The 16158-nt window shown below is 74.0% G+C and carries 16 protein-coding genes; 8 read left to right on the forward strand and 8 right to left on the reverse strand.

The genetic code is table 11. The annotated features are described in order from the left end of the window. Nucleotides 1–86: 86 nt before the first annotated feature. The 7 genes from AC6JBM_RS17870 (at nucleotide 87) to AC6JBM_RS17900 (ending at nucleotide 3583) form a co-directional block, all read left to right on the forward strand. Entirely contained in the window at nucleotides 87–314 is a 228-nt protein-coding gene (locus AC6JBM_RS17870; RefSeq protein WP_497984712.1) for a hypothetical protein, read from the forward strand. Between the two features lie 29 nt (nucleotides 315–343). Further along, nucleotides 344–757, forward strand: coding sequence for a rhodanese-like domain-containing protein (locus AC6JBM_RS17875; RefSeq protein WP_497984713.1), 414 nt, complete (start codon nucleotides 344–346; stop codon nucleotides 755–757). A gap of 87 nt (nucleotides 758–844) precedes the next feature. Continuing rightward, on the forward strand, nucleotides 845–1441 hold the full coding sequence (locus tag AC6JBM_RS17880) for an Hsp20/alpha crystallin family protein (RefSeq protein WP_497984714.1): 597 nt from the start codon (nucleotides 845–847) through the stop codon (nucleotides 1439–1441). Nucleotides 1442–1526: 85 nt separating this feature from the next. Further along, nucleotides 1527–1934, forward strand: coding sequence for a four-helix bundle copper-binding protein (locus AC6JBM_RS17885; RefSeq protein WP_497984715.1), 408 nt, complete (start codon nucleotides 1527–1529; stop codon nucleotides 1932–1934). A 112-nt stretch (nucleotides 1935–2046) separates the two neighbouring features. Then, complete coding sequence (locus AC6JBM_RS17890) at nucleotides 2047–2349, forward strand: putative quinol monooxygenase (RefSeq protein ID WP_350625417.1); 303 nt, start codon at nucleotides 2047–2049, stop codon at nucleotides 2347–2349. A 1-nt stretch (nucleotide 2350) separates the two neighbouring features. Beyond that, a complete protein-coding gene (locus AC6JBM_RS17895; protein ID WP_497984716.1) occupies nucleotides 2351–3100 on the forward strand; it encodes an AraC family transcriptional regulator in 750 nt (249 codons plus the stop codon). Between the two features lie 84 nt (nucleotides 3101–3184). Further along, complete coding sequence (locus AC6JBM_RS17900) at nucleotides 3185–3583, forward strand: ChaB family protein (protein WP_497984717.1); 399 nt, start codon at nucleotides 3185–3187, stop codon at nucleotides 3581–3583. Nucleotides 3584–3624: 41 nt separating this feature from the next. Here AC6JBM_RS17900 and AC6JBM_RS17905 read toward each other — a convergent pair whose 3' ends face one another. The 7 genes from AC6JBM_RS17905 to AC6JBM_RS17935 all read right to left on the reverse strand — a co-directional run bounded on the left by AC6JBM_RS17905 (nucleotide 3625) and on the right by AC6JBM_RS17935 (nucleotide 13524). Then, on the reverse strand, nucleotides 3625–4104 hold the full coding sequence (locus AC6JBM_RS17905; protein WP_497984718.1) for a (2Fe-2S)-binding protein: 480 nt from the start codon (nucleotides 4102–4104) through the stop codon (nucleotides 3625–3627). Between the two features lie 2 nt (nucleotides 4105–4106). Beyond that, nucleotides 4107–4910, reverse strand: coding sequence for an FAD binding domain-containing protein (locus AC6JBM_RS17910; protein ID WP_497984719.1), 804 nt, complete (start codon nucleotides 4908–4910; stop codon nucleotides 4107–4109). Further along, nucleotides 4907–7093: a xanthine dehydrogenase family protein molybdopterin-binding subunit gene (locus AC6JBM_RS17915; protein WP_497984720.1), complete on the reverse strand. Its 2187-nt coding sequence runs from the start codon at nucleotides 7091–7093 to the stop codon at nucleotides 4907–4909. The genes AC6JBM_RS17910 and AC6JBM_RS17915 overlap by 4 nt, the downstream gene beginning before the upstream one ends. A 194-nt stretch (nucleotides 7094–7287) precedes the next feature. Beyond that, on the reverse strand, nucleotides 7288–9171 hold the full coding sequence (locus AC6JBM_RS17920; protein WP_497984721.1) for an amylo-alpha-1,6-glucosidase: 1884 nt from the start codon (nucleotides 9169–9171) through the stop codon (nucleotides 7288–7290). Then, nucleotides 9168–11732 carry an MGH1-like glycoside hydrolase domain-containing protein gene (locus AC6JBM_RS17925; protein WP_497984722.1) on the reverse strand — a complete coding sequence of 855 codons (2565 nt, stop codon included), beginning with the start codon at nucleotides 11730–11732 and terminating at the stop codon, nucleotides 9168–9170. The genes AC6JBM_RS17920 and AC6JBM_RS17925 overlap by 4 nt, the downstream gene beginning before the upstream one ends. 120 nt (nucleotides 11733–11852) lie before the next feature. Next, nucleotides 11853–12584, reverse strand: a complete 732-nt coding sequence (locus AC6JBM_RS17930) for a hypothetical protein (protein ID WP_497984723.1) — start codon at nucleotides 12582–12584, stop codon at nucleotides 11853–11855. An 88-nt stretch (nucleotides 12585–12672) separates the two neighbouring features. Then, nucleotides 12673–13524 carry a DUF1996 domain-containing protein gene (locus AC6JBM_RS17935; protein WP_497984724.1) on the reverse strand — a complete coding sequence of 284 codons (852 nt, stop codon included), beginning with the start codon at nucleotides 13522–13524 and terminating at the stop codon, nucleotides 12673–12675. 261 nt (nucleotides 13525–13785) lie between these two features. On the opposite strand from AC6JBM_RS17935, the gene AC6JBM_RS17940 reads away from it, so the two are divergent. Beyond that, entirely contained in the window at nucleotides 13786–15945 is a 2160-nt protein-coding gene (locus tag AC6JBM_RS17940; RefSeq protein ID WP_497984725.1) for a pectate lyase-like domain-containing protein, read from the forward strand. On the opposite strand, the gene AC6JBM_RS17945 is transcribed toward AC6JBM_RS17940, so the two are convergent. Continuing rightward, nucleotides 15932–16114 (reverse strand): hypothetical protein, encoded by a 183-nt coding sequence (locus AC6JBM_RS17945; protein ID WP_497984726.1) that lies wholly within the window; start codon nucleotides 16112–16114, stop codon nucleotides 15932–15934. The two genes, AC6JBM_RS17940 and AC6JBM_RS17945, sit on opposite strands and share 14 nt — an antisense overlap. Nucleotides 16115–16158 lie beyond the last annotated feature (44 nt).

Below are 16158 nucleotides of genomic sequence, written 5' to 3' on the forward strand. Positions count from 1 at the left end.
GGTGGGCCTGTGGGAATTGCCACGAGCGACCCGAACGGGTGGCTCGTGGCATTTACTTGCCCGGCGGCAAGCATATGATCATCGCCGTGTCAGAACGGCTCGTGCTGGTCCTTGCCGAGCACGACTACCTGTACGGCGTCGGAGACCTCACCCTGCGCGTCCAGCTCGTCGAGGCCGAGGACCCGATCATCTACAATGACGAACCCTGGTACTACGTCCACGGCGTCCAGCTCGCCCGCGAGGGCCGCGAGGTCGGCGCGCGGGTCGTGGTGGTCCGCGGGCGGCGCCTGGCCGGAGCGGGGATCGAGCTCTAGCGCCCGCGCCCGTCGGGCAGAATCGGGGCATGCAGCTACGCAGCGCCGCCGGGGTCGATCGGGTGCTCGACGAGGCCCGTCGCGGCATCCGGCGGTACAGCCCGGAGGAGACGGAGGCCGCGCGCCTTCGCGGTGCCCTGGTCGTCGACACCCGCACCGAGACGCAGCGGGCCGAGACCGGTGAGCTGCCGGGCGCGATCGTCATCGACCGGACCGTGCTCGAATGGCGGCTCGACCCCGCGTCCGACGCCCGGATTCCCGAGGCGACCGGATACGACGTCGAGATCGTCGTGGTGTGCCGGCAGGGCTACAGCTCCAGCCTCGCCGCGCAGAGCCTGCGCCGGGTGGGCCTGCACCGGGCGACGGACCTGGCCGGCGGGGTCGAGGCCTGGCTGGCGGCGGGCCGGCCGCTGCACCGCGGCGAGGCCGACGTGCGCCGCTGACCCCCATCCCGCCCAGGCGAGACATCCTCACCCGGGGCCGGTCGAGCATGGACGCGACAACCGGCGCTCAGGAGGGAACGACCCGCCATGTCACTCGCACCGTTCTCCGCCCGCCACCGTCACGGCGGCGGCCTCGCCCGGAGGCAGGGCTGGGACCCCGCCCGCGAGGTCGACGAGCTCAACGCCCGCTTCGGGCAGCTGATCCGGTCGTACTTCGGCGAGCCGGTCCTGGCCTCGCCGCTCGCCATGGCGACGGCGTGGCAGCCACCGGTCGACATCGAGGAGACCGACGACGCCTACGTCATCGACGTCGACCTGCCCAACGTCGACCCCTCGGACATCGACCTGGAGATTCGCGGCGAGGAGCTGCGCGTCTCGGGCAGCTTCGAGCAGCGCGACCGCGGCGGCGTCATGCGCCGCCAGGGCCGCCAGAGCGGCGAGTTCGAATACGTCGTGGAGCTGCCGAGCGGCATCGACGCCGATCGGGTCGAGGCCACCTGCGACAACGGCGTGCTCACGATCACCGTCGGCAAGACGCGCGACACGCACCCGCGGCGCATCGCGATCGACCGCGGCACCGGCACCGGCTCCCGCGACCGCCAGGTCGGCCGGTCGTCGTCCCAGACCCAGCAGGCCGGCCCCGGCATGCCCGGCCAGAGCGGCTCGCCCCGCCCGCGCCGCTGAACCCGGCGGCGACCCCATGTCCGGGCCGCCGCTCGGGCGGCCCGTGTGAATACCGAAGGCGCGACCCACTCCGAAGGAGGGAACCATGACCGCTACCACCGTGCCGATGATGGAGACCCACCCGCAGCGCATCAAGGTCGACCGGGCCCAGCTCGCGGCGGCGATCGACGCGATCGCCGTGTGCACCCAGGCCTGCATCGCCTGCGCCGACGCCTGCATGAGCGAGCGGACCGTCGCCGAGCTGGCCAGGTGCGTCCGCATCAACCTCGACTGCGCCGACGTCTGCGGCGCGACCATCCGGGTGCTGCTGCGGCACAGCGACTACGACCCGAACCTCACCCGCGCGCTGCTGGAGACCTGCGTGACGGCGTGCCGCAGCTGCGGGGACGAGTGCTCGGCCCACGCGAAGACGCTCGAGCACTGCCGGATCTGCGCCGAGGCCTGCCGGGCGTGCGAGGAGGCGTGCCGCCGCCTGCTGACGGCGATGGCCTGACCCCGGGCGGTCACCGGCCGGCGCCGGTGACCGCGCCCGGATGTCCGATGGAAGCGTGAACGTGTCCGACCGGCGGCGGCAGCGACAGGTCCGGAAACGCGAGGATCGGTGCATGTTCATCGCGATTCTCGATTTCCAGACCGCCGCCGCCGATCGGCCCGCGGCCCTCGCCCAGCTCGAGACCGAGCGGGACCAGATCCGCGCCATGCCGGGCAATCTCGCGTTCCGGGTGTACGCCTCCCGGGAGGACGACTCGACCGTCACCGTCGTGCACGAGTGGCAAGATGAGGAGGCGTTCAAGCCGTATCTCGCCTCCGAGGCCTTCATCCGCTCCGGCCAGGTGCTGCGGCCCATGATGACCGGCTCCCCGGTGAGCCGGCGCTTCCATGCCGAACTGCTGGAGACGGTGGCCTGAGATGACCCGGCAGGCGTACAGCTTCGTGCGCACCTTCGCGCCCGAACCCGCGCGCGAGCTGTGCGTCGACCGGCACTACCTGCTCTGCGCCTCCGCCGGTGCCCTCCGGCTGGAGGCGCGGGGCCGCGCCTGGCTGCTGCCGCCGGCCCGGGCCGCGCTCATCGCGGCCGGCGAGCCGATCCAGGTCAGCCTCCCGCAGCCGGTCACCACGGCGTCGGTGCTGTTCGAGCCCGGGTTCACCGAGCCGGCGCCGGCGCCGCTGACCGTCTTCGACCTCAGCCCGCTCGCCCGGGCCCTGCTCGCCGAGTGCGGCTCCTTCGGCGACAGCGCCGAACCCCTGCCCCGGTACGGCGAAAAGCTCTTCGCCGCCCTGGCCGCCGTCGCCTGGCGCCTGGCGGAAACCCCGAGCCCGGTCGTCGTGCCGGCCGGGCGGTCGCCGGAGCTGCGCCGGGCCCTGCGGCTGACCGAGGACCGGATCGGCGAGCAGGTCCGCTTCGAGGACATCGCCGCCGAGATCGGGCTCGCCCCGCGCTCCCTCGCCCGCCGCTTCGAGGACGAGACCGGGCTCACCTGGCGCGCGGTGCTGCGCCGGATGCGGATCATGCGCGCGATCGAGGAGCTGGCCGCGGGCGACACGCCGGTCACGAAGATCGCGTTCGCGGTGGGGTACACCTCCCTGTCGGCGTTCAACGCGGCGTTCCGGGAGCTGACGGGCAAGTCGCCCACGCAGTACCGGGAGAGCTTCCTCTGAGCGGGGCCGGTGCCCGGTGCGGCGCGTTTGATCGGCACGCCGCCGGGAATGCGACCTGCAGACCCACGTTCGAAGGAGGATGCGATGCCCGCCAGGAAGGACATGCCGAGCACGCTCAAGCGGTCGCCGAAGAAGGCCCAGGACACCTACGTCAAGGCGCACGACGCCGCCGTCGAGGAGTACGGCGAGGGCGAGCGCGCCCACCGGACCGCGTTCGCCGCGGTGAAGCACTCGTTCGAGAAGACCGGCGACCACTGGGAGGCGAAGGGCCGCAAGGGCCCGAGCGACGCCAAGGCCGCCGGCGGGCGCAACACCCGCGCGCAGACCGCGGGCGGGGTGGACGCCAACGCGAGCAAGCAGCACCTGATGGACCAGGCGCGCCGGCTCGACATCACCGGCCGCAGCCGGATGACGAAGGCCGAGCTCGTCGACGCCATCCAGAAGGCCAACAACCGCGCCACCCGCGCCGCGCGCGGCAGGTGACACGGCTCAGCCAAGTGACCGGCTCAGCCAAGTGACGCGGCTCAGCCGGGAGGCGGCGGCCGAAGCCCGCGCACGCGCTCGCACGCGCGCCTGATCCCCTCGTAGCCGGTGCACCGGCACAGGTTCGACGTCAGCAGCTCCCGCAGCCGCTGGGGATCGTCCAGGACCGCCGGGTCCGACTCCAGCGCACCGGCCACGAGCATCAGGAACCCGGGCGTGCAGAACCCGCACTGCAACGCGTGCTCGGCCGAGAACGCGGCCTGGAGCGGGTGCTCGAGGCCGTCGCGCTCGAGGCCCTCGACGGTCCGCACCGCACGGCCGTCGCACTGCACCGCGAACATCAGGCACGAGCGCACCGCCTCGCCGTCGACGAGCACCGTGCACGCCCCGCAGACGCCGTGCTCGCAGCCGAGGTGGGTGCCGGTCAGCCCGCACTCCTCGCGCAGCGCGTCGGCGAGCGTGCGCCGCGGCGGCACGTCCACCTCGAAGGCCGAGCCGTTGACGGTCAGGACGACGCGCACCCTCAGCCTCCGTCCCGGGCCTGGCCCAGCGCGCGCCGCACCAGCACGCCGGCGGGGTGCTCCAGCGTGGCGGCGGCGCCGGCGATCGCCGCGTCGTCGAACGGCCGGCCCGTCAGCGCCCGCTCGGCGTCCGCGGCGCGCACCGGGCGGTCGGCGGCGTTCACCAGGCCGATGCGGGCGGTGGTGACCCGGCCGCCGTCGACGGTCACCGCCGCCAGGGCCGCGAGGGTGGCGAAGCTCGCCTGGGTGCGCCGGTGCTCCACGAATCCGACGGCCGTTGCGGGCGGCAGCAGCGGCAGGTGTACCGCCAGCAGCAGTTCCCCGGCCGCCCGCACGGTGGTGAACGGGCCGGTCCAGAAGTCGGCGGCCGCGACGATCCGGTTTCCCTCGGCGCTCGCGAGCTCCAGCCGGGCGTCGAGCGCGACGGCGACCGCGGGCCACTCGGCGGCCGGGTGGGCGTACGCGAGGCTGCCGAGCATCGTGCCGCGCGCCCGGATCGGCGGGTGCGCGATGTGCCGCGCCACCCGGTGCAGCAGCGAGCCGAGCGGACCCCCGACGCGGCCGGACTCGAACGCCCGGTGCCGCACGAGGGGCCCGATCCGCAGCTCCTCGCCGACGACCTCGAGCCGGTCGAAGCCGGGCACCCGGTTGATGTCCACGAGGCGGGCGGGCCGGGCGGCCCGGGCGTTCATCTCCAGCACCAGGCTCTGCCCGCCGGCGAGCACCCGGGTCCCGCCGCCGGCCAGCGCGTCGAGGACCTCGGCGGCGCTGCGCGCGGCCACGTACTCGAACGGCGCCGGCTTCACCGGGCCACCGGCATCCGCGGGTCCTGCGGGTCGTCGAGCCCGAGCGCGTCGGCGACGGCGTTGAGGACCGCCGGGGGCACGCCGATGCAGCCGGCCTCCCCCGCGCCCTTGGCGCCCAGCGGGGTGTTCGGGTTCGGGGTGCGGGTCTCGGCGAGGCGCACCGGCGGCAGCTCGGAGGCGGTCGGCAGGAGGTAGTCCAGCAGGCTCAGGGTGAGCGGGCGGCCGTCGGCGTCGTGGCGCACGCCCTCGTAGAGCGCCTGGCCGAGGCCCTGGACGATCGAGCCGAGGGCCTGGCCCTCCACGATGAGCGGGTTCACCACGACGCCGTAGTCGTCGACCGCGACGAGGTCGAGCACCCGCACGGCGCCGAGCTCGGGATCGACCTCGACCACGGCCGCGTACGCGCCGAACGGGAACGCCTCCGGCGGGTCGAACGTGTCCTCCGCCCGCAGCGGGGCCAGCTCGGCCAGCGGCACCGAGCGCCCGTCCGCGACGAGCGCGCCGGCCCGGTACGCGACCCCGGCGACCGGCACGTGCAGGACCTCGGCGGCCCGCTGCCGGGCCGTGGCCACGAGCTTCGTCGCGGCCCGGTGCAGCGCGGCCCCGCCCGTCTGCATCGAGCGGCTGGCGAACGAGCCGACGCCGGACGGTACGACCGCCGTGTCCTTCTCCACGAGCCGGACCAGCGCCGGGTCGACGCCCAGCACGTCCGCCACCACCTGCGGGAACGACGTCTCGTGGCCCTGGCCGGTGCTGCGGCAGCCGCTGAGCGCGACGAACGTCCCGTCCGGGCGCGCCTCGACGGCCCCGAACTCCTCCCCCACGCCCGAGCGCTCGACGTAGGTGCACAGCCCGATGCCGATCGGCCATGCACCGGCGGCGCGGCGGCGGGCCTGCTCGGCGCGCCAGTGCTCGATCCCCAGCTCGCGCAGCGCCACGTCGAGGGCGGCCGCGTAGTCGCCGCTGTCGTACGTGAACCCGGTCTGGGTCTCGTACGGAAAGTCGCGGATGAAGTTGCGCCGCCGCACCTCGGCCGGGTCGAGGCCGAGCCGGCGCGCGAGCAGCTCGACGGTGCGCTCGATCGCGAAGGCGGCCTCGGGCCGGCCGGCGCCGCGGTACGGGGCGGTCGGCGCGGCGTTCGTGACCACGGCCCGGGTGCGCACGTGGACGCTCGGGATGCGGTAGGCGCCGGTGGCCATCATCGACGTCGCCAGCGGCACGAACGCGCCGGTGTGCGGGTAGCCGCCGACGTCGGCGTCGATGTGCAGCTCGTAGGCGAGGATGCGGCCGTCGGCGTCGGCGGCGAGCCGGACGCGCTGGTGCTGCCCGCGCCCGTGCGGCGGCCCGCCCAGCGCCTCGCGGCGGTCCTCGAGCCAGCGCACCGGCCGGTGCAGAAGGCGCGCGGCGGCGACGATCGCGAGGTACTCGGGCCAGGTCTCGCTCTTGCCCCCGAACGCGCCGCCGACGTCGGGCACGATCACCCGCACCCGGTCCGGTTCGAGGCCGAACGCCGCGGCGAGGTCGCGGCGCAGCCGGTGCGGGGCCTGGTGCGACACCCAGACCGTCAGCCCGTCGTCCGCCTCGGGCCGGACCAGGATCGCCCGGGGCTCGATGGAGGTGTGGGCGAGGCGTTGCTGGCGGTACCGCGCCTCGACCACGATCGCGGCGTCGCGCCACACGTCGTCGCCGGCGGGCGCGCCGAACTCGCGCTCGGCGGCCACGTTGCTCAGCCCCGGGAACAGCTCCACCCCGCCGGGGCGGCCGCCGGCGGCCGCCTCGGTGGGGTCGAGCAGCACCGGCAACGGGTCGACGCGCACGACCGCGGCGTCGCACCCGTCCTCGGCCAGGTACCGGTCCCCGGCCACCACGACGGCGACCGGCTCCCCGTAGAACCGCACCCGGCCGGTGGCCAGCGGCGGCCACGGGCGGCCCTCGATCGAGGCGGGGTCCAGCATCGGCGGGGTCGGCGGCAGGTAGGGCAGGTCGGCGTGCGCGAACGCGGCCACGACGCCGGGCACGGCCCGCACCCGGCTCAGGTCGACGCCGCGCAGCTCCCCGTGCGCGACGGGGCTGCGCACGAACGCCGCGTCGAGGCACCCGCGGACGCGGATGTCGCCGACGTACTGCCCGGCCCCGCGCACGAGCCGGGCGTCCTCGCGCCGTGGTGTGCGTGCACCGATCATGGCCTCCGCCTACCCCGGCCCCGGTCCGGCAAACGAACGCCCGATGCCGCGGGCCAGGGCGCTGGCCGCGACCCACCGGGCGCTGCGGCTGACGCCCCACCGCGCCCCACACGACCTTCCCGATGACCGAGGCCGCCGAGCGCTGGCCCTCGCTGGAGCTCGAGTGACCCGCGCCGGGCGGTGGGCCGGGCGGGCTACGCCGCGAGCAGCCGGCGGGCGCGGAGGAGCTCGGCGACCGACCAGGCCTGGAACGGGCAGCCCGTGGCCGCGTGCGGGGCGTCGCCGTCCGCGGTCTCCGACACCGAGCCCAGGCCCCACTCGCCCAGGTGCAGCTCGAGGCCGTCCAGCAGGCCGGCCGTCGGCAGGCCCAGGCGCGCGCAGGCGTCGGCGTAGGGGCCGATCAGCCACGGCCACACGGTGCCCTGGTGGTAGGCGGCGTCGCGCTCGGCCGGGCCGCCGCGGTGCACGCCACGGTAGGCGGGGTCCGACGGGGCCAGCGAGCGCAGGCCGAGCGACGTGAGCAGCGGGGCGCACGCCGACACCGGGGCCGCGTCGTTGATCGGGGCGTGCGGGAGCGACACGGCCAGGAGCTGATTCGGCCGCACCGCCGCGTCGTCCCCGGCCGGCCCGTCCACCACGTCGAAGAGCCCGGCGCCGTAGGGGCGCACGAACCGGCGCCGGAACGAGGTTGCGGCCCGGTCGGCGAGCGCGGCGAACTCGGAGGAGCCCAGCAGCTCGGCGGCCGAGGCGAGCGCGGAGATCCACAGCGCGTTGAGCTCGACGGCCTTGCCCCGCCGCTCGGTGACCGGGTGGCCCTCGACCCGCGCGTCCATCCACGTCAGCGCGAAGCCGGGCTTGCCCTGGGTGAGCAGGCCGTCGGCCGCGTCGGCGGCGATGCCGAAGCGGGTGCCGTCGCGGTGGCGGGTCAGGATCTCCACCACCGGGCCCGCGAGCGCGTGGACGGTGTCGAGGTCGCCGGTGACCTCGGCGTAGCGGCCGACGGCGTGCACGAACCACAGCGCCGCGTCGGCGGTGTTGTACTCCAGCGTGCCGGTGTCCGCGGTGTTGGCCAGCATGCCCTCCGAGACGGTGGCGCCGGCCCGCAGCAGCACCGCCCGGGCGTCGGCGTGCCGGTTGGTCGACAGGAACAGGCCCTCGAACGAGGTCATGAGATCCCGCGACCACTCGCCGAACCACGGGTAGCCCGCGACCGCCGACGGACCCGTCGGGGTGTCCACGACGAACTGGTCGGCCGCGATCGCGAGCTGACGCCCGGCGGGATCCCTGACCCCGGCCTGGCGCACGAGCTTGCGGGCCCGCTTGCGCGCGGCGGCGACGAGGCCGGCCGCGGGGGGCAGGACCCCGTCGAAGGGCTGCGCGGCGGCGGTGATCCCGGCGGTACCGCCGGCGGCGAGCCGGACCGCGAAGCGCCCCGCCGCCCAGAGGTCCTCGACGGGGTTGAGGCCCCGCCCCGCCTCCTCGCGGGCGTAGACGCCGCGGTACCAGTCCCCGTCCGGCCGCCAGTCCGGGCCGGTGACCCGGTAGGCGTCCTCGAACACGAACCCGTCCGCGGCCGCGGTGACCGCGGGCTCGCCGGACGCGGTGCGCTCGCCGTGCGCGTCCCGCCACGTGCACAGCGGCGTGAGCTCCAGCTCGATGTCGTGCGGCGCGCGCAGGACGGTGAACAGCACGCCGGTCGCGGCCCGCCCGTGGGCCATCGCGATCTCGCGCTGGACGACCACGTCGCCGAGGTCCCAGCGCCACCGCGGCACCCCGTCGTCGATGCGGAACTCGGCCAGGTGCCGGTGGCCGGCCGGGTCGACGCTGCCGCCCGCCCACTCGTCGGTGGCCAGCCGCACCACGCGATCGCCGATGCGCACCAGGGGCTCGAGCGCGGCCAGGCCGAGGCGCCGGGCGCTGCCGCCCGGCTCGGCGACGACCAGCAGCCCGTGGTAGCGGCGGGTGCGCAGGCCCGAGACGGTGCCCATGGCGTAGCCGCCGAGCCCGTCCGTCACCAGCCACTCGCGCGCGCTCGCCGCGTCGAGGTCGCCGCAGACCTCGCGGCCGAGGGCGATCACCGGCGCACCCCCGGGCGCGCCACGAGCTCGGCGAGCAGGCCGGTCCAGCCGGTCTGGTGCATCGCGCCGAGGCCGGCGCCGTTGTCGCCGTGGAAGTACTCGAAGAACAGCAGGTTGTCGCGCCAGTTCGGGTCGTGCTGGAGCTTGCCGGCCCAGCCGTGCGCGGGACGGCGGCCGTCGGCCCCGCGGCGGTACAGCGAGAGCAGCCGCTGCCGCAGGTCCTCGGCGATCTCCCCGGCCGTGCGCATCCGGCCCGAACCCGTCGGGTACTCGAACTTCACCCCGGCGCCGAGGTTCGAGTCGTAGTCCTCCAGCGTCCGCAGCACGAGGTAGTTCAGCGGCATCCACAGTGGACCCCGCCAGTTGGAGTTGCCGCCGAACATGCCCGTCGTCGACTCCGCCGGCTCGTAGCCCACGCTCGCGGTCCAGCCGGGCAGGTCCAGGCTGAACGGGTGCTCGGCGTGCCAGCGCGAGAGGGCGCGCAGGCCGTACGGCGACAGGAAGCTCTCCTCGTCGAACAGGTGCGGCAGGATGCGCCGCACCCGGCCGGACCCGGCCACGCCGACGCCCACGAAGCGGCCGCCGCCGTCGGCGTGGATGACGTGCTCGGCGGGGATGTCGGCCAGGCCCTTGCACCGGGCCCGGACCCGCTGGAAGTCCTCCTCCCGCAGCGCCTTGGTGGCGAAGAGCGGGATGATGCCGACCATCGAGCGCACCCGCAGCGGCACCGACGAGCCGTCGGGCGTGCGGAGCATGTCGTAGTAGAAGCTGTCCTCCTCGCTCCACAGGTCGCGGCCGCCCATCGCCTCGGTGATGAGCGCGAAGTGCTCGAGGAACTTGATGACGAGGTCGTCCAGCGCCGGGTCCTGCGCGGCCAGCTCGCGCGCCATCTCCAGCAGGTTCAGGCAGTAGAACGCCATCCAGGCCGTCGCGTCGGACTGCTCCAGGGAGTACCCCGGCGGCAGATGGGACCGGTCGATCGGCCCGATGTTGTCCAGCCCGAGGAACCCGCCCTCGAACAGGTTCTTCCCGTCGGCGTCCTCCCGGTTCACCCACCACGTGAAGTTCACGACCAGCTTGGAGAAGACCCGGTGCAGGAACGCGCGGTCGCGGCGGCCGTCGATGTCGTACACCTGCAGCGCGGCCCACGCCTGCACCGGCGGGTTGAGGTCCTCGAACGCCCATTCGTAGGCGGGAATGGCGCCGTTGGGGTGCTGGAACCACTCGCGGCACAGCAGGATCAGCTGGTACTTCGCGAAGGCCGGGTCGAGGTGCGCGAGCGCGACGGCGTGGAAGGCCGAGTCCCAGGCGGCGAACCACGGATACTCCCACGGGTCCGGCATCGACATCACGTCGGCCGCGTCCAGGTGCCGCCAGCCCGCGTTGCGCCCCTGCCGCCGCGCCGGCGGGGGTGGCGGCTGCGCGGGGTCGCCGGCCAGCCAGCGGGCCACGTCGTAGTTGTAGAACTGCTTGCCCCAGATCATCCCGGCGAAGCCCTGCCGCATGATGCGGGCGTCCTCGTCGCTCGTGCCGACCGGCGCGAGCTCCCGGTAGAACGCGTCCGCCTCCCGCTCCCGCTGCCGGAACACGTCGTCGAAGGCCGGGCCGTCCGCGTGCTCGGACAGGCGCAGCCGCAGCTCGACGGTCTCGCCCGGGTCGACGGCGAGCCGATACCAGAAGGCGGCCTTGGTGCCGGTGCGGGCCGGGTTCACGGTGTCGGCGCCGTGCACGACGTGGTCGTTGATGCCGTCCTTGGGGTAGCGCACCGCCGACTCGGCGCCGAAGAGGCGCTCGGCGTTGGTGTCGTTGTCGCAGTACAGCTGCGGCGGTTCCCCTTCGGCGCGCAGCATCATGCCGCCGGCCCCGATGGCGTCGCCCCGGGCCTCGAGGCTCGGGCGGGGCGCGTCGTCCCAGGACCAGGTGTTGCGGTACCACAGCGTCGGCAGCACGTGCAGGGGCGCCCGATCCGGGCCGGTGTTGGTGATCCGCAGCCGGATGCACACGTCGTCCGGGTCGGCCTTGGCGTAGTCGGCCTCGATGACGAAGTACCGGTCGTCGTCGAAGACGCCGGTGTCCAGCAGCTCGTACTCCGGCTCCTCCCGGCCGCGCCGCCGGTTCTCCGCCACCAGGTCCTCATACGGGAACGCCCGCTGCGGGTAGTGGTAGCGCCACCGCAGCCAGCTGTGGCTCGGGGTGGCGTCGAGGTACCACCAGTACTCCTTGGCGTCCTCCCCGTGGTTGCCCTCGGTGCCGGTGAGCCCGAAGATGCGCTCCTTGAGGATCGGGTCCCGCTCGTTCCAGAACGCGAGCGCGAAACACAGCCGCTGCTGCGCGTCGCAGAGCCCGGCCAGCCCGTCCTCGCTCCACCGGTAGGCCCGCGACCGCGCGTGGTCGTGCGGGAAGGCCTCCCACGCCCCGCCGCCGTCGCTGTAGTCCTCGCGCACCGTGCCCCAGGCGCGCTCGCTCAGATATGGACCCCAGCGGTACCACGGACTCGCCTGCGCCAGCCCGTCCTCCGGCCGGCCGACCTCCGCCATCCGCTCCCGCTCCGGATTGCTCATGCATCCAGCGGACCAGCTCGCGGCGCGGGCGCCGACACCCGGCGCGAGTGACGGCCGGCGGGTCCCGGCCAGCGACGCGCTTCGATCGTGCGGGATCGCCGGCGCCGGTGGGCCGCGGCCCTATCGGCCGCGCCCGCCGGAGACGTCGAGGCGTGCGGTCGCGGCCGCCGAGCCGCCGCCCGCGCGCCGGACCGCGAGCCGCAGCGGGGCGCGGGCACCGGCCCACGCGGCCCGGTCGGCGAGCACCTCGGCGAGCCAGCCGATCGCCTCGGCCGACCACTCGGCGAGCCGCCCGTCGCGGTACACGTGCAGGCCCTCGAGGCTCACCGGCCCCGCGTCGAGCTCCACCGCCGTCCACGCCGCGGCCCCCTCGAACCAGCCGGCGGTGCGCAGCGCGGGCACCGGCGCGGAGGGCGGGCGCGTGCGCGGATCGATGCCGCCGACGGGAAGCTCGAGGCGCACCGCTGTCACGTCGGCGGTGCCGGCGCGGGCGACGGCGTCGTGGGCGCAGCTCAGGAACGGCTGCACGGGCAGCGGGCGGTCGCCGGCCGGGGCGGTGACGTCGACCTGGAACCAGGCGACCAGGCCCGGCCCGGCGCCGGGGTGCGTCCAGCCGGCGTCGTTCATGCACCACAGCCCGGGCGCGCGGGTCATGCGGTCCTCGGCACCGCCGCCGGCCGAGGTGTCGTCGAGCCACCCCATCGCGAGCGACCGGGTGAGGAACAGGTCGTAGGCGTCCGGCTCGGCGCCGGGGTGGGGGGCCAGCTCGCCGTACAGCTCGGCGACCATCGTCCCCGCGGACCGCCTCTCGGCGCCGGGCGCGATGCCGGGCCGCGCGACATCATCAGTCACCTCACAACCGTACCGTCCCGGACATTCCGGGCGGTGACGGCTCGGGGAACGGTCGCGGCCGCTCCCCGAGCCGATCGGTCCGTGAGCGTCAGGGCTTCTTCGGGTCCTCGCCGAAGCCGTTGCACTGCCGGCCGCCGTTGATGCAGTACTCGACGAGGTACTGCTGCCGGGCGGCGTCCCAGCCGTTCATGAAGTCGTAGTGGAACGTGTAGCTGGGGCCGGAGGCGTACACGAGGCCGCCGGTGTCGCCGTTCTTCAGCGGGTACGGCAGCTTGATCTCCAGCATCGGCAGCGGGACGGGGTGGTCGGCCGGGCAGACGCCCGAGACCGGCCACGCCATGTGGGACTTGTGGTCCGCGGTGTCGAGGTGGACGCCGTCCCAGCAGCTCGGGGCGACCAGGCGCACCTGCAGGGTGGCGCCCGACGGGCAGGACGGCGGGATGTCCGAGCCCTTGTAGCCGGTGCACTGCCAGTTGCCGGTGAAGTGGGCGACGTCCGGGGTCTTCGCGTCGCCGACGAGGAGCTTGAAGCCGGCCGGGAACGGCTTGACGGTGCGGTAGTCCTTGACGCCGGACTTGTAGTACACGGTCGGCTTGTCCGGCTGCAGCGGCACGCCGCGCTGCAGCAGGGTCGGGAACCAGTAGCCGGACGCGTCGAGGGTGTCCTCGCACGAGGTGGCCCCGCCGACCAGGGACTGCGGGGTGGAGTTCGCGTTCACGACCGGGTTGCCGATGAACGAGTGGTTGTGCGAGGCGCCGGGCAGGCCCGGGAAGACGATCGGGTCGTCGCTCAGCGTGTGGTTGACGGTGCAGTTGGCGTGCATCTCGTGGTACTGGGCGCGGGGCGGGTCGTCGGCGGCGAGGGCCGGTCCGGCGACGGCGGCCACCGCGGCGAGGGCGAGTGCTGCGACGGACAGGGGCAGCACCGTTCGGATGCTCATGTCGACTCCTTGGCGGTGAATCGAGCATCGGCAATTGGTAGCTGCGGACCGTAGCAGCGCCGGAATCCCTTAGGAAAGCGTTTGCCATGGAGTTGCCATGCCAACTCGCGGTCTACAGTGGAGCGCCGTTGATCGATTTGGCAACTCGTGGCAAACGATTGTCCGGCCCGGCGCGGCAGGCCTACGGTCCAGTCATCCGCCCCCGCCTCCACGCGCCGCCCGCCAGCGCCGCGCGGCGATGGAGCCTGCCTTGGAGATGCCATGAAACGCTCGTTCGTCGCCTTAGCAGCCGTCGCCGCGGCGCTGCTGGCGTATGCACTCGTCGTAGTGGTCGGACCGGCGGTCGCCGCGTCGGCCTGCGGTACCGCCAACGTCGCCCTCAATCGCCCCGCGTCCGCGTCCTCGGCCGAGAGCGCGAGTCTCGGCGCGGCCAAGGCGGTGGACGGCTCCGGCTCGACCCGCTGGTCCAGCGCGCACGGCGTCGATCCACAGTGGATACAGATCGATCTCGGCGCCACGACGCAGATCTGCCAGGTGGTGCTGACGTGGCAGCGCTCGTACGCGAAGGCGTACCGCGTCGAGGTCTCCGCCGACGGGATGAACGGCTGGACCCCGATCTACTCGACCACGACCGGCGCCGGCGGCACCGAGACCCTGCCGGTCAACGGCTCCGGCCGGTTCATCCGGATGTACGGCACGACGCGGGCGACCCAGTACGGCTACTCGCTCTTCGAGTTCGCGGTCTACGCCGGCGACCCGGACGGCCCCCAGCTGCCCGGCGGCGGTGACCTCGGCTCGAACGTCGTGGTCTTCGACCCGAGCCAGTCCTCGGCCACGATTCAGGCGCGGCTGGACCAGATCTTCACCCAGCAGGAGAAGAACCAGTTCGGCACCGAGCGCTACCAGCTGCTGTTCAAGCCGGGCTCGTACTCGGGTCTCAACGCGCAGCTGGGCTTCTACACGTCGATCAACGGCCTCGGCCAGAACCCGCAGGACGTGCAGATCCACGGGGACATCACGGTCGACGCGGGCTGGATGGCCGGCAACGCCACCCAGAACTTCTGGCGCTCGGCCGAGAACCTGTCGATCTACCCGGTGTCGGGCCGGGACCGGTGGGCGGTGGCCCAGGCGGCGCCGTTCCGCCGGATGGACGTGCACGGCGGCATGACCCTCGCGAGCCCGAACTGCGGGTGGGCGTCGGGCGGGTACATCGCCGACAGCCGGGTGAGCGGGGAGATCAGCCCGTGCTCGCAGCAGCAGTGGTTCACCCGCGACTCGACGATCGGCAGCTGGAAGGGGGCGCTGTGGAACATGGTGTTCTCGGGCGTCGAGGGCGCGCCGGCCACGAGCTTCCCGTCGCCCCCGATCACGACGCTGCCCACGTCGCCGGTGACGCAGGAGAAGCCGTACCTGTACGCCGACGCGTCGGGCTACCGGGTGTTCGTGCCGTCGCTGCGGACCAACAGCAGCGGGGCGACCTGGATCAACGGCCAGACCCCCGGCACCTCGCTGCCGCTGAGCCAGTTCTACGTGGCCAAGCCGGGCGTGACCGCGGCGACGCTGAACCAGGCGGTCGCGCAGGGCCTGAACCTGCTGTTCACCCCCGGCGTGTACCACCTCAACTCCACCGTCAACATCAACCGCGCCAACACCGTGGTCCTCGGCCTGGGCTACGCGACGATCGTGGCCGACAACGGTGCCCTGCCGATGGCCGTCGGTGACGTCGACGGGGTCAAGATCGCCAGCCTGCTCTTCGACGCCGGCCCGACGAACTCCCCGGCGCTGCTGCAGGTCGGCCCGAACGGCGCGACCGGCAACCACGCGGGTGCCCCGAACCTGATCTCCGACGTGTTCCTGCGCGTCGGCGGTGCGGGCGCGGCCAAGGTCACCAACGCCCTCGTGGTCAACAACAACAACACGATCATCGACCACATCTGGTCATGGCGGGCCGACCATGGCGCCGGAGCGGGCTGGACGTCCAACCCCTCCGACACCGGGCTCATCGTCAACGGCCAGAACGTGACCGCCTACGGCCTGTTCGTCGAGCACTTCGAGCAGTACAACGTCATCTGGAACGGCAACGGCGGCAAGACCATCTTCTTCCAGAACGAGCTGCCCTACGACCCGCCGTCGGCCGCCGCCTGGTCCCACGACGGGATCACCGGCTACGCCGCCTACAAGGTCGCCGACACCGTCACCTCGCACGAGGCGTGGGGCATGGGCAGCTACTGCGTCTTCACGACCGACTCGTCGATCGCCGCGTACCACTCGTTCGAGGCCCCGGTGAGCCCCGGCGTCAAGTTCCACAGCCTCCTGACCGTGTCGCTGGGCAAGGGCTCCATCACCCACGTCATCAACGACACCGGCGACGCCGCCCTGCCGAGCAAGGTGACGCCGCACACGGTGGTCAGCTACCCGTGATCGTCCGGGCGCCCGGCGGCCGTGCGGCCGCCGGGCGCTCCTCGCGCTCGCGGCGGATCCTCTCGAGGATCCGCCGCGACTCGGCCACGAGATCGTTGGCCCGGCTGATGAGGTCCGCCGACGTGGCCAGCAGGTCGGACCGCGCGGCCGGTGGGGTGGTGTCGGGCATGCCATCAGGTTGGACCCGATCGCCCGGGTCCGGCCACACGTCCA

It is taken from the genome of Dactylosporangium thailandense, from assembly GCF_059739745.1.

Bases quoted from the DNA above. Each gene is read 5' to 3' on its own strand.
- AC6JBM_RS17895 (WP_497984716.1), top strand. From the start codon at position 2,351: ATGACCCGGCAGGCGTACAGCTTCGTGCGCACCTTCGCGCCCGAACCC.
- AC6JBM_RS17890 (WP_350625417.1), top strand. From the start codon at position 2,047: ATGTTCATCGCGATTCTCGATTTCCAGACCGCCGCCGCCGATCGGCCC.
- AC6JBM_RS17875 (WP_497984713.1), top strand. From the start codon at position 344: ATGCAGCTACGCAGCGCCGCCGGGGTCGATCGGGTGCTCGACGAGGCC.
- AC6JBM_RS17935 (WP_497984724.1), bottom strand. From the start codon at position 13,524: ATGAGCATCCGAACGGTGCTGCCCCTGTCCGTCGCAGCACTCGCCCTC.
- AC6JBM_RS17900 (WP_497984717.1), top strand. From the start codon at position 3,185: ATGCCCGCCAGGAAGGACATGCCGAGCACGCTCAAGCGGTCGCCGAAG.
- AC6JBM_RS17880 (WP_497984714.1), top strand. From the start codon at position 845: ATGTCACTCGCACCGTTCTCCGCCCGCCACCGTCACGGCGGCGGCCTC.
- AC6JBM_RS17940 (WP_497984725.1), top strand. From the start codon at position 13,786: ATGAAACGCTCGTTCGTCGCCTTAGCAGCCGTCGCCGCGGCGCTGCTG.
- AC6JBM_RS17885 (WP_497984715.1), top strand. From the start codon at position 1,527: ATGACCGCTACCACCGTGCCGATGATGGAGACCCACCCGCAGCGCATC.
- AC6JBM_RS17945 (WP_497984726.1), bottom strand. From the start codon at position 16,114: ATGCCCGACACCACCCCACCGGCCGCGCGGTCCGACCTGCTGGCCACG.
- AC6JBM_RS17925 (WP_497984722.1), bottom strand. From the start codon at position 11,732: ATGAGCAATCCGGAGCGGGAGCGGATGGCGGAGGTCGGCCGGCCGGAG.
- AC6JBM_RS17915 (WP_497984720.1), bottom strand. From the start codon at position 7,093: ATGATCGGTGCACGCACACCACGGCGCGAGGACGCCCGGCTCGTGCGC.